The organism is Sphaerisporangium sp. NPDC049457 (assembly GCF_055586705.1).
In genome coordinates, this window is record NZ_JBVJHR010000032.1 from 1 (window position 1) to 17,145 (window position 17,145).

15 protein-coding genes are annotated in these 17,145 nt (G+C 70.9%); 8 read left to right on the forward strand and 7 right to left on the reverse strand.

Annotated elements, in window-relative coordinates; translation table 11 throughout:
- Positions 1 to 960: 960 nt before the first annotated feature.
- The 3 genes from ACZ6QO_RS35980 to ACZ6QO_RS35990 are packed head-to-tail and all read right to left on the reverse strand — an operon-like array spanning position 961 to position 3,979.
- The gene (locus ACZ6QO_RS35980) at positions 961 to 1,764 is read right to left on the reverse strand and encodes an ABC transporter ATP-binding protein (protein WP_465857683.1); all 804 of its coding nucleotides are present in this window, start codon (positions 1,762 to 1,764) and stop codon (positions 961 to 963) included.
- On the reverse strand, positions 1,761 to 2,918 hold the full coding sequence (locus ACZ6QO_RS35985) for a FecCD family ABC transporter permease (protein ID WP_465857685.1): 1,158 nt from the start codon (positions 2,916 to 2,918) through the stop codon (positions 1,761 to 1,763). The genes ACZ6QO_RS35980 and ACZ6QO_RS35985 overlap by 4 nt, the downstream gene beginning before the upstream one ends.
- Positions 2,915 to 3,979 (reverse strand): FecCD family ABC transporter permease, encoded by a 1,065-nt coding sequence (locus ACZ6QO_RS35990; protein WP_465857687.1) that lies wholly within the window; start codon positions 3,977 to 3,979, stop codon positions 2,915 to 2,917. The genes ACZ6QO_RS35985 and ACZ6QO_RS35990 overlap by 4 nt, the downstream gene beginning before the upstream one ends.
- A gap of 311 nt (positions 3,980 to 4,290) precedes the next feature.
- On the opposite strand from ACZ6QO_RS35990, the gene ACZ6QO_RS35995 reads away from it, so the two are divergent.
- A complete protein-coding gene (locus ACZ6QO_RS35995) occupies positions 4,291 to 5,301 on the forward strand; it encodes an ABC transporter substrate-binding protein (RefSeq protein ID WP_465857689.1) in 1,011 nt (336 codons plus the stop codon).
- A 71-nt stretch (positions 5,302 to 5,372) separates the two neighbouring features.
- Here ACZ6QO_RS35995 and ACZ6QO_RS36000 read toward each other — a convergent pair whose 3' ends face one another.
- Complete coding sequence (locus ACZ6QO_RS36000) at positions 5,373 to 6,446, reverse strand: PLP-dependent cysteine synthase family protein (RefSeq protein ID WP_465857691.1); 1,074 nt, start codon at positions 6,444 to 6,446, stop codon at positions 5,373 to 5,375.
- Positions 6,447 to 6,732: 286 nt separating this feature from the next.
- On the opposite strand from ACZ6QO_RS36000, the gene ACZ6QO_RS36005 reads away from it, so the two are divergent.
- Together ACZ6QO_RS36005 and ACZ6QO_RS36010 are read left to right on the forward strand one after the other, a co-directional pair.
- Positions 6,733 to 7,329: a sigma-70 family RNA polymerase sigma factor gene (locus ACZ6QO_RS36005; protein ID WP_465857693.1), complete on the forward strand. Its 597-nt coding sequence runs from the start codon at positions 6,733 to 6,735 to the stop codon at positions 7,327 to 7,329.
- Positions 7,330 to 7,535: 206 nt separating this feature from the next.
- On the forward strand, positions 7,536 to 7,919 hold the full coding sequence (locus ACZ6QO_RS36010; RefSeq protein WP_465857695.1) for a RidA family protein: 384 nt from the start codon (positions 7,536 to 7,538) through the stop codon (positions 7,917 to 7,919).
- Positions 7,920 to 7,961: 42 nt separating this feature from the next.
- Here the strand turns inward: ACZ6QO_RS36010 and ACZ6QO_RS36015 are convergent, their stop codons facing one another.
- Positions 7,962 to 8,795, reverse strand: a complete 834-nt coding sequence (locus ACZ6QO_RS36015; protein WP_465857758.1) for an EamA family transporter — start codon at positions 8,793 to 8,795, stop codon at positions 7,962 to 7,964.
- Between the two features lie 88 nt (positions 8,796 to 8,883).
- Between ACZ6QO_RS36015 and ACZ6QO_RS36020 the strand changes: the two genes are divergently transcribed.
- From ACZ6QO_RS36020 to ACZ6QO_RS36030, 3 genes are all read left to right on the forward strand, one after another.
- A complete protein-coding gene (locus ACZ6QO_RS36020; protein ID WP_465857697.1) occupies positions 8,884 to 9,465 on the forward strand; it encodes a helix-turn-helix domain-containing protein in 582 nt (193 codons plus the stop codon).
- A gap of 238 nt (positions 9,466 to 9,703) precedes the next feature.
- A complete protein-coding gene (locus ACZ6QO_RS36025) occupies positions 9,704 to 10,009 on the forward strand; it encodes a hypothetical protein (protein ID WP_465857699.1) in 306 nt (101 codons plus the stop codon).
- Between the two features lie 29 nt (positions 10,010 to 10,038).
- On the forward strand, positions 10,039 to 10,926 hold the full coding sequence (locus tag ACZ6QO_RS36030; protein WP_465857701.1) for a polysaccharide deacetylase family protein: 888 nt from the start codon (positions 10,039 to 10,041) through the stop codon (positions 10,924 to 10,926).
- A 17-nt stretch (positions 10,927 to 10,943) separates the two neighbouring features.
- Here ACZ6QO_RS36030 and typA read toward each other — a convergent pair whose 3' ends face one another.
- On the reverse strand, positions 10,944 to 12,797 hold the full coding sequence (gene typA, locus ACZ6QO_RS36035) for a translational GTPase TypA (protein ID WP_465857702.1): 1,854 nt from the start codon (positions 12,795 to 12,797) through the stop codon (positions 10,944 to 10,946).
- 546 nt (positions 12,798 to 13,343) lie between these two features.
- Between typA and ACZ6QO_RS36040 the strand changes: the two genes are divergently transcribed.
- Together ACZ6QO_RS36040 and ACZ6QO_RS36045 are read left to right on the forward strand one after the other, a co-directional pair.
- A complete protein-coding gene (locus ACZ6QO_RS36040; protein WP_465857704.1) occupies positions 13,344 to 14,099 on the forward strand; it encodes an alpha/beta hydrolase in 756 nt (251 codons plus the stop codon).
- Positions 14,096 to 15,223, forward strand: a complete 1,128-nt coding sequence (locus tag ACZ6QO_RS36045; RefSeq protein ID WP_465857706.1) for an acetate/propionate family kinase — start codon at positions 14,096 to 14,098, stop codon at positions 15,221 to 15,223. Before ACZ6QO_RS36040 ends, ACZ6QO_RS36045 begins: the two co-directional genes overlap by 4 nt.
- Positions 15,224 to 15,391: 168 nt before the next feature.
- Here the strand turns inward: ACZ6QO_RS36045 and ACZ6QO_RS36050 are convergent, their stop codons facing one another.
- Complete coding sequence (locus tag ACZ6QO_RS36050) at positions 15,392 to 16,828, reverse strand: aldehyde dehydrogenase (protein WP_465857707.1); 1,437 nt, start codon at positions 16,826 to 16,828, stop codon at positions 15,392 to 15,394.
- Between the last annotated feature and the right edge of the window lie 317 nt (positions 16,829 to 17,145).

Here is a 17,145-nt window from a genome sequence, read left to right on the forward strand (position 1 = left end):
CCTCGGTGATCGAGTCGCCCAGCGGCATGACCCGTACCCCGCCGTTGGACTCGGCGCTGGCGACGCCCATCCCGGTCGCCGTTCCCGTCGCCACGACGGCGACGGCCAGTAACGCGGCGGTCAGCCACCGCTTCCATGCGTACATCATGCGATCTCCCGGCGTCAGCAGGTGGAATTCGTCTGGGGTGGCGGTCCGAGCCGCCAGGGCGGTGCGCTGTGGGCGCCACCGCCGTCAGGACCCGTGCCTTGGCAGGCCTGGGTAGAGGGGATCGGCCGATCGTCCGTCCGGCGAGAACCGACCAGGTCGGGTCCCGGCCGTTGACCGGGACGCCGCGCTCGCTGGTGTTCACGCCCGTCGCGGAGATCGCCCCGCCATCGGTCGGTCATCGCCCGGTGCCGCGGCATCGAAGGACGGCCGGGGTCACCGCGACCACCGTGGCGACCCTGGCGGAAGGCCGGACGTGTAGCGAGAGATCCTCATGCGGACTCCAGGGGACGCGTTCAGCGAGGAGAGCGAGCCGGCGGCGTTGACATGGCCGAGTTGTCTGAGCTCAGGCGGTCCGATCAAGGAGCGCAAAGATCGCGAACGCCATGTTAGCGCTAACATTCACTGAGACGCGCCTCTTCTTCTCCGCCAGGGGTCAGTAGGTGTGACGCGGCGGAGCAAATCCGACCCGCCGGGGTCCCGTCAAGTGACGGTGCCGGCGCCACCCGCCGTGGTGCGGGATGATCCGCTCCCACCAGGACTTACTCACACTTACCGGTCCACGGTCCCACCGACCGGCGTGAAGGGTGCAGAAATTTTCAGCCGAGTGCCACCTCGCGAAGAGCGGCCGACAAGGCACGACGAGCCGGGCACGTATCCTTCACCACGCTCGGCTGCGAACGGGTCGAGGAGCTGCTACCGGAAGTGCTCGGCTGGCCGGGGGCGCGGTAGGGACAACGGTGCCGGCCGTTCGGTCAAGCGGGTTGTTCTCGGTGGGGGTGGCGGATGGCTATGGGGACGACGAGGGGGGTGCCGGTTACCGGGTCGGGGATGATTTTGGCTTCTAGGTCGAAGACCTCGTCGAGGACGGGTTCGGTCATCACCTCGTGGGGGGTGCCGGCGGCGACCACGCGGCCGTCGCGCATGGCGATGAGCCGGTCGGAGTGGCGGGCGGCGAGGTTGAGGTCGTGCAGCACCATCACCACCGTGCGTCCCGCCTCGTCGCGCAGGCGGGTGACCAGTTGCAGGACGTCGATCTGGTGGGCCAGGTCGAGAAAGGTCGTCGGCTCGTCCAGCAGGAGCAGGTCGGTGCCCTGGGCGAGGGCCATGGAGATCCACGCCCGCTGACGCTGGCCGCCGGACAGCTCGTCCAGGGGGCGGTCGGCCAGGTCCAGCAGGCCGGTCATGCGCAGCGCGTCCTCGACGGCGGTCTCGTCGCCCGGTGACCACTGGCGGTACCACGCCTGGTGCGGGTGCCGTCCCCGGGCGACCAGGTCGGCCACGGTGAGCCCCTCGGGCGCGACGGGGGACTGGGGCAGCACGCCGAGGATCTTGGCGACCTCCCGGCTGGGCATCCGGTCGATGCGCCGCCCGTCGAGCAGGACATGGCCCGACACCGGTTTGAGCAGCCGGCCCAGGGCGCGGAGCAGCGTGGACTTGCCGCACCCGTTGGGGCCGATGATCGCGGTGACGGTCCCGGTCTCGATGCCGAGGTCGAGCCCGTCGACGATCAGCCGATCGCCGTAGCCGAGCTTGACGTCGACGGCCTGGAGTCTCATATCCCACCTTTGGCGCGCCGTGTGCGGACGAGGAGATAGATCAGGTACGGGGCGCCGAGCACGGCCGTGACCACGCCGACGGGCAGCTCGACCGGGGTCGCCGTGCGCGCGGCGAGGTCGGCGGCGGTGACCAGGACGGCGCCGGTGACGGCGGAGACGACGAGCGGGGGCCGCGCGACCCCGGCCAGCCGCAGGGCGATCTGCGGCGCGGCGAGTGCCACGAACGCGATCGGCCCGGCCGCGGCGGTCGAGATCGAGGCGAGCAGCACGGCGCACAGCAGCATCGCGCCCCGGGCGAGGTCGAGGCGGACCCCGAGCCCCTTGACGGTGTCGTCGCCGAGGCGCAGAGCGCCGAGGACGCGGGTGCCGGCCAGCGTGAACGGGAGGATCACCATGAGCGCGATGGCGAGCGGGACGACGTGCTCCATGCCGCGCGCGTTCAGCGAGCCGCTGATCCACACCATGGCCCGGCCTGCGTCGTTGACGTCGCCCACGGTGAGCAGCCAGAACCGAAGGTTGGCGAACACCGCGACGACGCCGACGCCGACCAGGACGAGCCGGTGGCCGTCCAGTCCGCGCCGCCAGGCGAGCCCGTAGACCAGCAGCGCGCCGGCCAGGCCGCCGGCCAGGGCGACGAGGGGGATGCCGACGGAGGCCAGCGTGCCGCCGGGCCCTCCGTGGGTGGTCCCGCTGGCGACGATGACTCCGACGACGGCGAAACCGGCTCCGGAGGTGACGCCGAGGATGTCGGGGTCGGCGAGCGGGTTGCGGGCGATGGCCTGGGTGATCGCTCCGGCGATCCCCAGGGCCGTGCCCACCAGGACTCCGGTGAGCGCCCGGGGCAGCCGCAGCTCCATGACCACCAGGCGTTCGCCGCCGGTGCCGCCGCCGAGCAGCGCGCGGAAGACCTCGGCCAGGGTCATCGGGATGTCGCCGAGGCGCAGGTGCAGGCCGACGAGCAGGGCCAGCAGGGCCAGGCCGATCAGGGCGACGGCGATCGCGCGCGGCCGGGGGAGCAAGGACAGCCCGCCGACGCGCACCGCCCGGCGGCCGGCGGGCCGCCGTGGCCCGTCGTGCCGGGTGGGCGTGGCAGGGGCCGGCGCCGGGGGCTCGGCGGTCCGGTAGGGCGGAGTCGAGGCCGGGTGGGCGGTCACAGGCGTACCGATCGGGCGCGGCGGATCAAGATGATGAAGAACGGGGCGCCGAGCAGGGCCAGGATGACGCCGGCCTCCAGTTCGCCGGGGTGGGCGACCATCCGGCCGACGACGTCGGCGGCGGGCAGCAGCGCCGCGCCGATGAGGCCGGAGAAGGGCAGCAGCCAGCGGTGGTCGGGGCCGGAGAGCGCGCGGGCCAGATGCGGGACGATCAGGCCGATGAAGGCCAGGGACCCGCAGGCCGCCACGGCGGCCCCGGTGAGCAGCGTGACCGCGGCGATGCCGGCGAAGCGGGTGAGCGCGATGTTGCGGCCGAGCGCGCGGGCGACGTCCTCGCCGAGGGCCAGGGCGTTGAGGCCCGGCGCGTTGGCGAACGCGATGAGCACGCCGGCGGCGACGAACGGCAGCACCTGCCCGGCCACCACGCTGTCGCGGCCGGCGATCGAGCCGAGCTGCCAGAAGCGGAACACGTCCATGGCCTGCTGGTCCAGCAGGACGACGGTCGAGGTCAGCGCGTGCAGGAACGCGCTGACGGCGGTGCCGGCCAGCGCGAGCGTGACCGGCGTGGGACCGGCGCGCCCGCCGCCGGCCAGCCCGAGGGCGAAGACGGCGGCGCTGGCGACCAGGGCTCCGGCCAGACCGAACCAGATGTACCCGTAGACGCTGCCGATCCGGAGCACGACGATGCTCAGCACCATCGCGAACGCGGCGCCCTGGGTGACGCCGAGCAGCCCGGGGTCGGCCAGCGGGTTGCGGGTGTGCCCCTGCATCAGGGCGCCGGCGACGCCGAGGGCGAGGCCCGCGAGCAGGCCGAGGGCCGTGCGGGGGACGCGCAGCCCGCGAACGATGAGGTCGTCGTCGGTGCCGGTCGGGCTCCATAGGGCGTGCCAGACGTCGGCGGGGGCCACCGCCTTCGCGCCGATCATGAGGCTCAGCACGACCGCCGCCAGGACGGCCCCGGCGAGGACGCCGAGCGTCGTGAGCCGGCGGGCCCGCAGAGCGCGCAGGGGCGTACGCGCCGGAGGCGCGGCGCGGCCGGCCACGTCGATGAGCCCGCTCACCCGCCCGTCCTCGCGAACGGATGCCGGGCGCACGTCCGTGACGCGATCACCGGGGCGCGCGAGGGGACGGCTCCCGTCGTGAACTCCGCGCGGGTGGCCGGGACGTGTGTGGGGACGGCGTCCGTCATGAACTCCGCGCGGGTGACGCGCGTCGGGGCGGCGCCCGTCGTGGGCTCCGTGCAGGTGGCCTGCGTTGTCATGACCACCCTCTCGATCGTGCCCGCTCTTTGCCGTTCTGAGCCGAGTATGCCATGTTAGGCATGCCTAAACTAACTAAGGCTGACCTAACCTTTATTGGGGGATGACTTCCGATGCGAGTGCTGAGCGCGCTGGGCGTGACCTTGGCCGTACTCATGGGCCTGTCCGGATGCGGAGCCGGATCCACGACCACGGCCGACCCCGGCGCCGCGCCGCAGAGCGGGGGAGCGGCGGGCGCCGGCGCCTTCCCGCGGGTGGTCGAGCACGCCATGGGGAAGACGACGATCCCCGCCAAGCCCGTGCGCGTCGTGGCGCTCGACCAGAGCTTCGTGGACGCGGCGCTCGCCCTGGACGCCGAGGTGGTGGGCTTCACGACCTACCGGGCGCTGACCGAGCGCCTGCCGGACTACCTCGGCCCCGCCGCCCAGAAGTACGGCGCGAACGCCCAGTCGGTCGGCACGCTGGAGGCGCCCAGCCTGGAGAAGATCATCGCGCTCAGGCCCGACGTGATCATCTCGGCCAAGGTCAGGCACGAGGCCCTGTACGGCAAGCTCGCGCAGATCGCGCCGACGGTGTTCAGCGAGACCAGCGGGGCGATCTGGAAGGACAACCTCCGCCTGGTGGGCAGGGCCCTCGGCAAGGAGGACCTGGCCGAGCAGAAGATCGAGCAGTTCGAGGAGCGGGCCGCCAAGATCGGCCAGGCGGTCAAGGAGAAGAACGGGGGCACCATGCCGACCGTCACGGTCGCGCGCTTCGCCGGCGAGCCGACCGTCCGCCTGTACGTGGAGAACTCCTACTCCGGCGTCGTGCTCAAGGACGCCGGCTTCCCGCGCCCGAAGGACCAGCCGACGAGCACCGACACGATCGCGGTGAACATCAGCGAGGAGCGCATCGCCGACCTGGACGCCGACCACCTCTTCATCGCCTCCTATCCCGACGAGAAGGGCGACGTGAAGAAGGTGCAGGACAAGTTCGAGGCCAACCCGCTGTGGGGCCGGCTGAAGGGCGAGCGGCACGACGTGGCCGACATCACCTGGATGACGGCCTGCGGCATCCTCGGCGCGCACGTGATCCTCGACGACGTGGCCGGGTTCTTCCAGGTGGACGCCGCCAAGACCGCCTGACCTCCCCGCGTCGCCGCCGCCCCGGCGCCGGCCGGTACGAAGCCGGCGCCCGGGGTCGGCCGCCGGGCGGGCTAGCAGGTGAGGAAGGAACGCAGTTCGGCGAGGGCCGGACGGATGTTTACGTCGCGTTCGGCGAGCCAGTCGTCGTTGTCGTAGGTACATCGGTAGCGTTCGCCGCCGTCGCAGATGAGGGTGACCACGCTGCCCTGCTTGCCGTTCTCGCGCATGCTCTTGATGATCTGCACGGCCGCCGCGACGTTGGTCCCGGTGGACCCGCCGACGTGGCGGCCGGTGACCTCGCGGACCCATCGCATGGCGGCGATCGAGGTGGCGTCCGGCACCTGGATCATGCGGTCGATGACCGTGGGCAGGAACGACGGCTCCACGCGGGGGCGGCCGATGCCCTCGATCCCCGAGCCGGAGGCGATCATGCGGGAGTCGTCGGCGACCCAGGCGGGGTAGAAGGCGGACCCCTCCGGGTCGACGACGGCCAGCCGGGTGGCGTGGCGCCGGTAGCGGATGTAGCGCCCGATGGTGGCGGAGGTGCCCCCGGTGCCCGCGCCGACGACGATCCAGGACGGCTCGGGATGCCGTTCCAGGGCCATCTGCTGGAAGATGCTTTCGGCGATGTTGTTGTTCCCCCGCCAGTCGGTGGCCCGCTCGGCGTAGGTGAACTGGTCCATGAAGTGGCCGCCGGTGTCCTCGGCGAGCCGGCGGGACTCCTCGTAGATGGCCCGGGGGTTGTCCACGAGCTGGCACTTGCCGCCGTAGAACTCGATCAGCGCGATCTTCTCCGGCGAGGTCGACGCCGGCATCACCGCGATGAACGGCAGGCCCAGCATGCGGGAGAAGTACGCCTCGCTCACCGCGGTCGAGCCGCTGGAGGCCTCGATGACGGTCGTCTGCGGCCCGATCCAGCCGTTGGCCAGCCCGTAGAGGAACAGCGAGCGGGCCAGGCGGTGCTTGAGCGAGCCGGTCGGGTGGACGGACTCGTCCTTCAGGTAGAGGTCGATGCCCCACTGCGGTGGCAGCGGGAACACGTGCAGGTGGGTGTCGCAGCTGCGGTTGGCGTCCGCCTCGACCGTCCGGATCGCTTCGGCCACCCAGGTGCGGGCTTCCGGATCATGCCTATCCACGTACTTCATGGGCATACGTTAACTTGTGGCCGATATGTGTGACCCTTACCACACTTTCCCGTGATTTGCCTGTTGTCTGTTACTATAATGAGACTTGTCCGGCTTGGGGGTGTGTAGACGCCGCTCCTCGCCTGTCACCGGTGAACCCCTGCTGACCTGCTTCGACCCCTAACGTCACCCTTATGGGTGAACCGTGAGCATGTGATCAGCCGTCAGATGGAGTAAAGCGGTTACAGAGCCTGCATGGGTTCATGCCGGATGGGTAACGGGGGACAGCAGGCATGAGGGGGATTAAATGATCTCGATGACCGAACAGCAGCGTCAGGCATGGTTCGAGCGCGATGTCATGCCCGTGACGAGCCAGCTTTACGCATCCGCCATGCGCCTCACACGCAACACGGCCGATGCCGAGGACCTGGTGCAGGAGACCGTCGCCAAGGCGTACACCTCCTACCACCAGTTCCGCCCGGGCACGAACCTGCGGGCGTGGCTGCATCGCATCTTGACCAACAATTTCATCAATGACTACCGCAAGCAGCAGCGCTCGCCCAAGCTGTCCGCGGCCGAGGACATCGAAGACTGGCAGCTCGCCGCCGCCGAGTCCCACATGTCCACCGGGCTGCGCTCCGCTGAGACCGAGGCGCTGGAGCAGCTGCCGGACAGCGTCGTGATGAACGCCCTTCGTTCCCTGCCGGAGGACTTCAAGGTCGCGGTCTACCTGGCCGACATCGAGGGGTTCGCCTACAAGGAGATCGCCGAGCGCATGGGCACGCCCATCGGCACGGTCATGTCCCGGCTGCACCGCGGACGCCGCCAGCTGAGGACGATGCTGGAGGGCTACGCGCACGAGGAGGGGGCGCTGCGGGCCCCCGCCCAGTTCCAGGCGGCCTGAGCCCGAGACGAGACGACCGGACCGGCGTGGCGCCCGCCGCGCCGGTCTTTGCATGCCGTCATCCGGGCTTTTCACGCGTTTCTCACCGTTCCTCGCCCGCCCTTCCTCGCCTTTCCGCTCGTGTTCTCCGCGGGCGCCGATGTCGGACGCGCGCCGACCGGCTCGTCCTGTGGACGTACGCCGTACCGTTGCTTAGCGTGCTCGCCATGAAGACACGCAGACTGATCTCAAGCGGCTCCACGTTCGAGAAGGAAGTCGGCTACTCGCGGGCGGTGGTCGTCGGCGACTGGGTGCACGTCGCGGGGACGACGGGGTTCGACTACGCGACCATGACCATCGCCGACGGCGTGGTCGACCAGGTCGAACAGTGCATGAGGAACATCGGGACCGCGCTGGAGGAAGCGGGGTGCTCGTTCGAGGACGTGATCCGCGTGCGCTACATGCTGCCCGACGCCGACGACTTCGAGCCGTGCTGGCCGGTGCTGCGGCGCTACTTCGGCGAGGTGCGGCCGGCGGCGACGATGCTCGTCTGCGGCCTGTCGGACCCGCGCATGCGCATAGAGATCGAGGTGACCGCCCACCGCGCCTGACCTGAGCCCCGCCACGGGCGGTGGACGAAGCGGCCGGCCCTCCTACGCCGAGGCGATGAGGGCCACCGCGCCGAGGGCGAGCCCCACCCCCGTGGCCTGCAACGCGCTCAGCCGCTCCCCGAGCACGTACCTGGCGAGTAGCAGCGTGCTCGCCGGATAGAGGGAGGCGAGGACCGCGACGACGGCCAGCAGGCCGCGCTGGACGGCCAGCAGGTACAGCACGTTGGCGAGCATGTCCAGGACCCCGGCGGCGACGATCGCCGGCAGCGCGCCCTTTCCGGGCCTGAGCGTGCGCCCGGTCGTCAGCGCCAGCGCGCCGGCGCCGATCGCCGAGGCGAGGCGGGCACCGAACAGCGGCCACATGCCGGCGTCGGCGGGCACCTGCTTGAGCAGGACGAAGAACGCGCCGAACCCCAGGCCCGCCACCAGAGCCTGCATGACCGGGTAGAGCGACGCCCCGCCGGCGTTGCCCCCGGGTTCGCGGCTGACGAGCACCACGGCGGCCAGCGCGAGCACCACCCCGCACAGGACCACCGCCTCAGGGCGTTCGCCCATCGCCAGGCCCGCCGCGACGGGCAGCGTGGCCGAGGTGGTCGCGGTCGTCGGCGCCACCACCGACATCACCCCGCCCGCCAGGGCCCGGTAGAACAGGATCACGGCGAGCCCTCCGCACAGGCCGGCCGTCATGCCCCAGGCCAGCGCGGCGACGCTCGGCCTGCCGGGCAGCAGGGGGAGCAGCGGGAGCACGAAGACCAGGCCGGTGACCTGGGTCAGCATCACCACGGCGACGACGCGGGAGCGCTTGGTCGCCAGACCGCCGAGGAAGTCCGCCGTCCCGTAGACCACGGCGCACGTGGTCGCGAGCAACACCGCCATCATGATCGCTCAGCCCCCAATACATTGTCCTGTTTGTGCAATATATTGGGTGCAATGTGGTGTTAACAAATCCCACTACACTGTACGCATGGCTGACCCGGAGACCGTCACCGCGGCGATCGCCAACAACGTGCGGGCCCAGCGGGCCCACCGCGGCCTCACCCTGGACGCCCTCGCCGCGCGGTCCGGCGTGAGCCGCGGGATGCTGGTGCAGATCGAGCAGTGCCGCACCAATCCGAGCGTCACCACGCTCACCCGCATCGCCGACGCGCTCGGGGTCACCGTGGCCCGCCTGGTCGAGGTGTCCGACACGCCGGTCGTCCGGGTCGTCGCCGCCGCGGACGCGGCCACGCTGTGGCGCAGCGACAAGGGCGGCTCGGCCCGCCTGCTGCTCGGCTCCGACGCCCCGGCCATCCTCGAACTGTGGGACTGGACGCTGCACCCGGGGGAGCACCACGACGGTGACGCCCACCCGCCCGGCACGCGCGAGATGCTCACCGTCCTGTCGGGCGAGCTCACCCTGTCGGTGTACGGCGGCAGGCACCTGCTCCAGCGGGACGACGCCGTCCTGTTCAGCGCCGACCGCCCGCACCGCTACGCCAACGAGGGCGGCGAGGTGCTGCGTTTCGTCATGGTCGTCACCGAGCCGCGCGAGCCTCTCGACCATTAGCCAGGCCCGCGACCAGGGGTGACGCGCCCGACCGGTGCGCCCGGCCGGCGGTGGGCCCCTGCCGGCCCCGGTGTCGTCCGGGTCCGGCTCGACAGGTTCACTGACGCGGCTCACCGCTGAAAGGTCACGTCTCGACCACACGAGTGCAAAGCTTCCGCCAACGGGGGTACATCACCCTTGTGTGTGCCCTGACGCCTTACCGGTCCGGCCCGCCGAGCCCCCTCCGGGGGGTGGACGGGTGACTGAGGCCCGCGCGGCTCTGGCGAAGCTCCGCGTGGAGCTCAAGAGCCTGGGGGTGACCGACGCGTACGACGTATGCGATGAAGCGATCCTCTCTGTCTGGATTGGCCTAGTAGTGACCTTCCGTGATGGTTTTTACCGTTGGCAGGAGGGTGTGGTGAAACGTCGCCATCTGGGTACGGATGCGGAGGGTTGCGCCATTCGGGTGGCGCGTCGTTACGCCGAGTTGCAGGCCGTCGCTCCTCCCTGGTGGGACGAGCTGGCCAAGACTCTGCGGGGGGAAGCGGCCGAGAACTATCCGTGACCCCTGCCGCTGTACGGGGGGAGCGCGCGGTGGCGTCTGCACGGGTGGTGTTGCTGTGGCTGGCCTTCTTCTTCGGCCTGCTCGTAGGCTTGCCTGGGTGCGGCCACGTACGGGCGCCGGCGCAGAAGGGGACGAAGGATGACGTCATCCGGGTGCGCGGGTCCGCACCGGTCCGGGCCGTCTCCGATCCGGCACTGCTGGCCCTGCGCGTGATCGCCCAGCAACCCGGGTGGCCGGGCACCCGGCCCATCGTGGCCCCGGGCGACCGTTCCATCCGCTGCGGACAGGTCAGATGCGTGGCGCTGACCTTCGACGACGGCCCTTTCGACTACACCGGCAGGGTGCTCGACACGCTGGCGCGGCACAACGCCAGGGCGACGTTCTTCGTGGTCGGGCAGATGGTCACCCCCGTGACCGCGCCCCTGCTGCGGCGCATGGTGGCCGAGGGGCACCAGCTCGGCAACCACTCGTGGGATCACCCGCCGCTGACCTCGCTGTCCCGCGACGGCCTGCGGTCGCAGCTCGAACGCACCCAGCAGGTGGTCAAGTCGGTGACCGGGATCACCATGCGGCTGATGCGCCCGCCGTACGGGGCGACCGACGGCAAGGTGGCCGACGAGACCGGGAAGGCAGGGCTGGCGCAGATCCTGTGGGATCTGGACACCCTCGACTGGCGCGACCGCGACAGCGCCCTGGTCGCCCGGCGGGCCTCCGCCGCCCGGCCGGGCGCGGTCGTGCTGATGCACGACATTCACAAGACCACGATGGAGGCGCTGCCCCACCTGCTGGCGGAGCTGAGCGCCAAGGGCTACACCTTCGTGACGGTGTCAGAACTGTACGGCCCGCGCGAGCTCGTGCCCGGCCGCCGCTACGCCGGCGAGACCGACGAGCGGCGGGAGCAGAGCACGAGCCCCTGAACGCGGTGCGCGGCGGGTCAGCCGCCGCGCTTGGCGCGGGCGGCCGAGCGGCCGCGGGTGGCCGCGGCCAGGACGACCTTGCGCAGGCGGACGGTCTCGGGCGTGATCTCGACGCACTCGTCCTCGCGGCAGAACTCCAGCGCCTGCTCCAGCGAGAGCATCCGCGGCGGGATGACCTTCTCGGTCTCCTCGCTCGTGGAGGAGCGCATGTTGGTGAGCTTCTTCTCCTTGGTGATGTTGACGTCCATGTCGTCGGAGCGGGAGTTCTCCCCGACGATCATGCCCTCGTACACCTCGGTGGTCGGCGAGACGAACAGCGTGCCGCGCTCCTGAAGGTTCAGCATGGCGAACGCGGTGACGACGCCGGCCCGGTCGGCTACCAGGGAGCCGTTGTTGCGGGTGCGCAGCTCGCCGAACCACGGCTCGTACGCCTCGAACACGTGGTGCACCAGGCCGGTGCCGCGGGTCTCGGTGAGGAACTCGGTGCGGAAGCCGATGAGCCCGCGGGCGGGGACCACGAACTCCATGCGGATCCAGCCGGTGCCGTGGTTGGTCATGTGCTCCATGCGGCCCTTGCGGACGGCGAGGAGCTGGGTGATCGCGCCGAGGTACTCCTCGGGGGCGTCCACGGTGAGCCGCTCGACCGGCTCGTGCACCTTGCCGTCGATGGTCTTGGTGACGACCTGCGGCTTGCCGACCGTCAGCTCGTAGCCCTCGCGGCGCATCTGCTCGACCAGGATGGCGAGCGCCAGCTCGCCGCGGCCCTGGACCTCCCAGGAGTCGGGCCGGTCGGTGGGCAGCACGCGCAGCGACACGTTGCCGACGAGCTCCTTCTCAAGGCGGTCCTTCACCATGCGGGCGGTGACCTTGGAGCCCTTGACCTTGCCGACGAGCGGGCTGGTGTTGGTGCCGATCGTCATCGAGATGGCCGGCTCGTCCACGGTGATCAGCGGCAGCGGGCGCGGGTCGTCGGGGTCGGCCAGCGTCTCGCCGATCATGATGTCGGGGATGCCGGCGATGGCGATGATGTCGCCGGGGCCGGCCTGCTCGGCGGGCTTGCGCTCCAGGGCGTCGGTCATCAGCAGCTCGCTGATCTTCACCCGCTGGATGGTGCCGTCGGTGCGGCACCACGCGACCTGCTGGCCCTTCTTGATCGTGCCCTGGTGGACGCGGCAGAGCGCGATGCGGCCGAGGTAACTGGAGGCGTCCAGGTTGGTGACGTGCGCCTGCAGCGGCGCGGAGGGGTCGTACACCGGCGCCGGGATGGTCTCGGCGATCGTCTGGAACAGCGGCTCCAGATCCTCGGAGTCGGGCATGCCGCCGTTGTCGGGACGGTTGAGGCTGGCGCGGCCGGCCTTGGCCGAGGCGTAGACGATCGGGAAGTCGATCTGCTCCTCGGTGGCGTCGAGATCCATGAACAGCTCGTACACCTCGTCGACGACCTCGGCGATGCGGGCGTCGGGGCGGTCGACCTTGTTGATGCACAGGATGACCGGCATCTTCGCGCCCAGGGCCTTGCGCAGCACGAAGCGGGTCTGGGGCAGCGGCCCCTCGGAGGCGTCGACCAGCAGGACGACGCCGTCGACCATGGACAGGCCGCGCTCGACCTCGCCGCCGAAGTCGGCGTGGCCGGGGGTGTCGATGATGTTGAGGGTCATGCCGCCGTGCTTGACCGCGGTGTTCTTGGCGAGAATGGTGATGCCCTTCTCGCGCTCCAGGTCGTTGGAGTCCATGACCCGCTCGTCGACATCCTGGTTGGCGCGGAACGCCCCGGACTGCCACAGCATGGCGTCCACGAGCGTGGTCTTGCCGTGGTCGACGTGCGCGATGATCGCGATGTTCCGCAGGTCGTCGCGGCTGTTCAAAGGCATGATGGAGTCTCGCTCTGGGTCGTGGAGGCCGGCCGCGGACACTGCGGCCTCCACCATTTTAGTTGATCGGCGTTACCACCATGTGCCGCGGCCGCGCAAAGAGAACATTTCCGGCCGTGTTCACAAATTCGTGATACGGCCTTCGACCGGCCTCCCACCAGCGGCGAAGCCCGGTTCCGCCCGCGCCGCGGGCCGCCCGTAAACGGCCCGCGAGGGCGCGTTCTGGACTAGAAGCGCCTCGCCCGGGAAGACAGCCAGCATGGTGGACGAAGGACTGACGCAACTCGCCGCCTCTGTGCACCGGGTCACCGATTCGGCAGGCCACACCACGTGCAGGCGGCGCAAGGGAGAACGGTGCCGCCTCGCCGTCTGGGGCGTGGTCGTGGCGGCGTTCGTGGTCGGAAGCGTGACGGCGCCGGTCGTCGCCAAGGCGCAGGCGCTCACGCCGGCGGGAACCGCGGTGGGAACCTCGGTGGCCTCTTCGGCGGGAACTTCGGCGCACACCTCCGCCCTCTGTGCGGCGGGCTCGCCCAATAAGCTCTTCCCATGCCCCTTGCCGCAGCATTCCCCGCGACGCTGATGACCAAGGACGGCGTACGGATCGACGCCGCGCACACCCCCTCGCGAGGCCACGCCGATCTCGGCATCGTCGTCGCGCACGGTTTCACCGGCTCCTGGCGTGAGGGCACGACACGGCGCATCGCGCACGTTTTGAGCGGCTTCGGCGGGGTGCTGGCCTTCGACTTCCGGGGCCACGGCAGGTCGGGCGGGCTCTCCACGGTCGGAGACGCGGAGGTCTTCGACCTGGACGCGGCGGTGGCGCACGCCCGTTCCATCGGCTACACCCGGGTCGCCACCGTCGGCTTCTCCATGGGCGCCGCGGTCGCCGTCAGGCACGCCGCCCTGCACCAGGGCACCGACGCGGTCGTCGCCGTGAGCGGCCCGGCCCGCTGGTACTACCGGGGAACCCGCCCCATGCGGCAGGTCCACTGGGCCATCGAACGGCCGTCCGGGCGGCTGGTCGCGCGGCTGGCCAAAAGGACGCGCATCCAGGCCGGCACGTGGGATCCCGTGCCGCTCGCGCCGCACGAGGCGGTCGCGCGCATCGCGCCCACGCCGCTGCTCATCGTGCACGGCGACGCCGACGCCTTCTTCCCGCTCGAACACGCCCACCAGCTCTTCGACGCGGCCCACGAGCCGAAGGAGCTGTGGGTCGAACCCGGGTACGGCCACGCCGAGTCCGCCGCCACCCCTGACCTCATCAAACGCATCGGAACGTGGATTGTGGGGGCACGGCAGTGATCCTTGTGGTCAACTCTGGGTCGTCGTCGGTCAAATACCAGCTCATCGGCCTGGAGGGGCCGACGCGGCACCTGACCGGCACCATCGAGCGCATCGGCGAGCCGGGGTCTGAGTTCCCCGACCACGAGGCCGCCCTCGGGAGAGTCGCCGAGGAGGTCGCCGCGCACTCCGGCGACCTCGCCGCCGTCGGTCACCGCGTCGTCCACGGCGGGGCCACGTTCACCGGGCCGGTCCTGATCACCGACGACGTCGTCAAGCAGATCCAGGAGGCCTCGCCGCTGGCCCCGCTGCACAACCCGTCGAACCTGGCGGGCATCGAGGTCATGCGCCGCCTCCACCCCGACCTGCCGCAGGTCGCCGTCTTCGACACCGCCTTCCACAGCACGATCGGCCCGGCCGCGCGCACCTACGCCATCGACCGCGAGGTCGCCGAGCGGTTCGGCGTGCGGCGCTACGGCTTCCACGGCACCTCCACCGCCTACGTCTCGCGCGTCGCCGCCGAGCTGGTCGGCAAGCCGCAGGCGGCGAACGTGATCGTCCTGCACCTCGGCAACGGCGCGAGCGCCTCGGCCGTGTCGGCGGGGCGCTGCGTGGACACCTCCATGGGCATGACCCCGCTCGAAGGGCTGGTCATGGGCACCCGGTCGGGCGACCTCGACCCCGGGGTGATCTTCCATCTGATCCGCGGCGGCATGACGCCCGACGAGGTCGAGGCGATGCTCGTCCACGGCGGCGGGCTGCGTGGCCTGTGCGGCGACAACGACATGCGCACGGTGCTCGAACGGGCCGCCGCGGGGGACGAGGACGCCGCGCTGGCCTACGACGTGTACTGCCACCGGCTGCGCAAGTACATCGGCGCCTACACCGCGGTGCTCGGCCGGGTGGACGTGATCGTCTTCACCGGCGGCGTCGGCGAGAACTCCGGCGCGGTGCGGCGCAAGGTGCTCTCGGGCCTTTCGCCGATGGGCATCCGGCTGGACCCGCTGCGCAACTCCTCGGTCCGCGGCGCGCGGCTGGTCTCCTGCGACGACTCGGCCGTGGCGGTCGCCGTCGTGCCGACCGACGAGGAGTTGCAGATCGCCATCGAGACCGCCGACATAGTGGCGAGAACCAAATCCGAATAAACGTCGTCTACCTCCAAAGGAGGTATGAGGTCCGCCAGGGGAAGTCCTTACCGGGGCTGGACTCCTGACGGGGGCGATCTCGGACATCCTTGTACTGCGGGGCCGTCGCCCAGCGACGCGGGGGCGCGCTGGGCGACGGTTGCGCACTGCGGCGGCCGAGACGGGGCCTCAGCCCAGGCGGGCGATCGACTTGTACTCCAGATAGCCGGCCAGGCCCTCGGGCCCGAGTTCGCGGCCGATGCCGCTCGCCTTGAACCCGCCGAAGGGCGTGGACGGCTCCAGAGTGTTCATCACGTTGACGCCGTAGGTGCCGGTGCGGACCCTGCGGGCGATGTCCATGCCGTGGTCGGTGTCGGCGGTCCACACCGAGCCGGACAGCCCGTAGTCGCTGTCGTTGGCGATGCGGACCGCGTCCTCCTCGTTCTCGTACTGGATCACCGACAGCACCGGGCCGAAGATCTCCTCGCGGGCGACGCGCATGTCGTTCGAGACGCCCGCGAAGACCGTCGGCGCCACGTACCAGCCGCGGTCGCGCGGCCGGTCGAGGCCGCCGATCACCGGCTTGGCGCCCTCGTCGATGCCGATCTTGATGTAGCCCTCGACGCGTTCCTGCTGGCGCCGGGCCACCAGCGGGCCGATGCCGGTGGCCGGGTCGGCGGGGTCGCCGACGGGCTGGCCTGCCACCATGTCGGCGATCGCCTGGACCACCTCGTCGTAGCGGGACGCGGAGGCGAGGATGCGGGTCTGCGCCACGCACGCCTGGCCGTTGTTCATGAGCGAGGCGATGGACAGGAAGCCCAGGGCGGAGCCCAGGTCGCAGTCGTCCAGGATGATGGCCGCCGACTTGCCGCCGAGCTCAAGGCTGCAGCGCTTCAGCTGCTCGCCGCAGATGGCGCCGATGCGGCGGCCGGCGGCGGTGGACCCGGTGAAGGCCACCTTGTCCACGCCCGGGTGCGAGACGAGGTGCTCGCCCGCCTCGCGGCCGGCGGCCACGATGTTGACGACGCCCTCGGGGATGCCGGCCTCCTTGATCATCTCGGCCAGGAGGTAGGAGTCGAGGGGTGTCTCGGGGGCCGGCTTGATCACGACCGTGCAGCCGGCGACGAGGGCCGGGGCGAGTTTGGTCATGATGACGAACTGGGGGACGTTCCACGGCACCACGGCGGCGACCACGCCGACCGGCTCGCGCCGGACCGTTATCGGGCCGAACAAGCCGGGGCGCTCCTCCTCCACCGCGAACGTCCTGCCGAGCTCGCTGTAGTACTGCAGCATGCCGAGCGGCGGCGCGGCCTGGCCCAGCTGGGAGAAGGTGATGGGAGACCCCATCTCCAGCGTGATCAGCTCGGCCAGCTCGGCCTGCCGCGCGGCGTACAGCTCGGCCAGCCTGCCGACCACCTCGGCGCGCTCGGCCATGGACATCCTCGGCCACGGACCGTTGTCGAACGCCTGGCGGGCGGCGGCCACGGCGCGGTCCATGTCGGCGGGGGCGCCGTCGGGCACCCGGCCGACGACCTCCTCGGTGTGCGGCGAGACGACGTCGATCGTCGCGGTGCCCGCGGGCGTCACCCAGTCGCCCCCGATGAACAGACGGTCGTGCTGGAGCATGAGTCTTGCCTCCTGGTCGGGCGGGCCTGGTCTGTTGACCGGACGCTTGCTTCGCTTGACCCGTCGCGAGGGTACGTCACGGCGGATCCGCGGCGTCCGGTGGATATGACAGAACCATGTTCTGTACATCTCGACAAGAGTGCGGAGTGGGCGGCTTGGCCGGTCGGCCCCCGATAGGATCGGTCGCCCTGGCGCGCGGGTGCGCGAAGGCGGCGTCCACGCCATCCATCGATGTCGCGATATGTTGCCGACTGTCCGGATGTGTAGTGGGCCCAATTCTCGGGATTCCCGCACGTTGCTCTGTCGCGAAGTGGTAG

Excerpts from the sequence above, each read along its gene's own strand:
- ACZ6QO_RS35980 (WP_465857683.1), bottom strand. The coding sequence starts at position 1,764 with ATGAGACTCCAGGCCGTCGACGTCAAGCTCGGCTACGGCGATCGGCTG.
- ACZ6QO_RS35995 (WP_465857689.1), top strand. The coding sequence starts at position 4,291 with ATGCGAGTGCTGAGCGCGCTGGGCGTGACCTTGGCCGTACTCATGGGC.
- ACZ6QO_RS36000 (WP_465857691.1), bottom strand. The coding sequence starts at position 6,446 with ATGAAGTACGTGGATAGGCATGATCCGGAAGCCCGCACCTGGGTGGCC.
- ACZ6QO_RS36005 (WP_465857693.1), top strand. The coding sequence starts at position 6,733 with ATGATCTCGATGACCGAACAGCAGCGTCAGGCATGGTTCGAGCGCGAT.
- ACZ6QO_RS36010 (WP_465857695.1), top strand. The coding sequence starts at position 7,536 with ATGAAGACACGCAGACTGATCTCAAGCGGCTCCACGTTCGAGAAGGAA.
- ACZ6QO_RS36015 (WP_465857758.1), bottom strand. The coding sequence starts at position 8,795 with ATGGCGGTGTTGCTCGCGACCACGTGCGCCGTGGTCTACGGGACGGCG.
- ACZ6QO_RS36020 (WP_465857697.1), top strand. The coding sequence starts at position 8,884 with ATGGCTGACCCGGAGACCGTCACCGCGGCGATCGCCAACAACGTGCGG.
- typA (WP_465857702.1), bottom strand. The coding sequence starts at position 12,797 with ATGCCTTTGAACAGCCGCGACGACCTGCGGAACATCGCGATCATCGCG.
- ACZ6QO_RS36040 (WP_465857704.1), top strand. The coding sequence starts at position 13,344 with ATGCCCCTTGCCGCAGCATTCCCCGCGACGCTGATGACCAAGGACGGC.
- ACZ6QO_RS36050 (WP_465857707.1), bottom strand. The coding sequence starts at position 16,828 with ATGCTCCAGCACGACCGTCTGTTCATCGGGGGCGACTGGGTGACGCCC.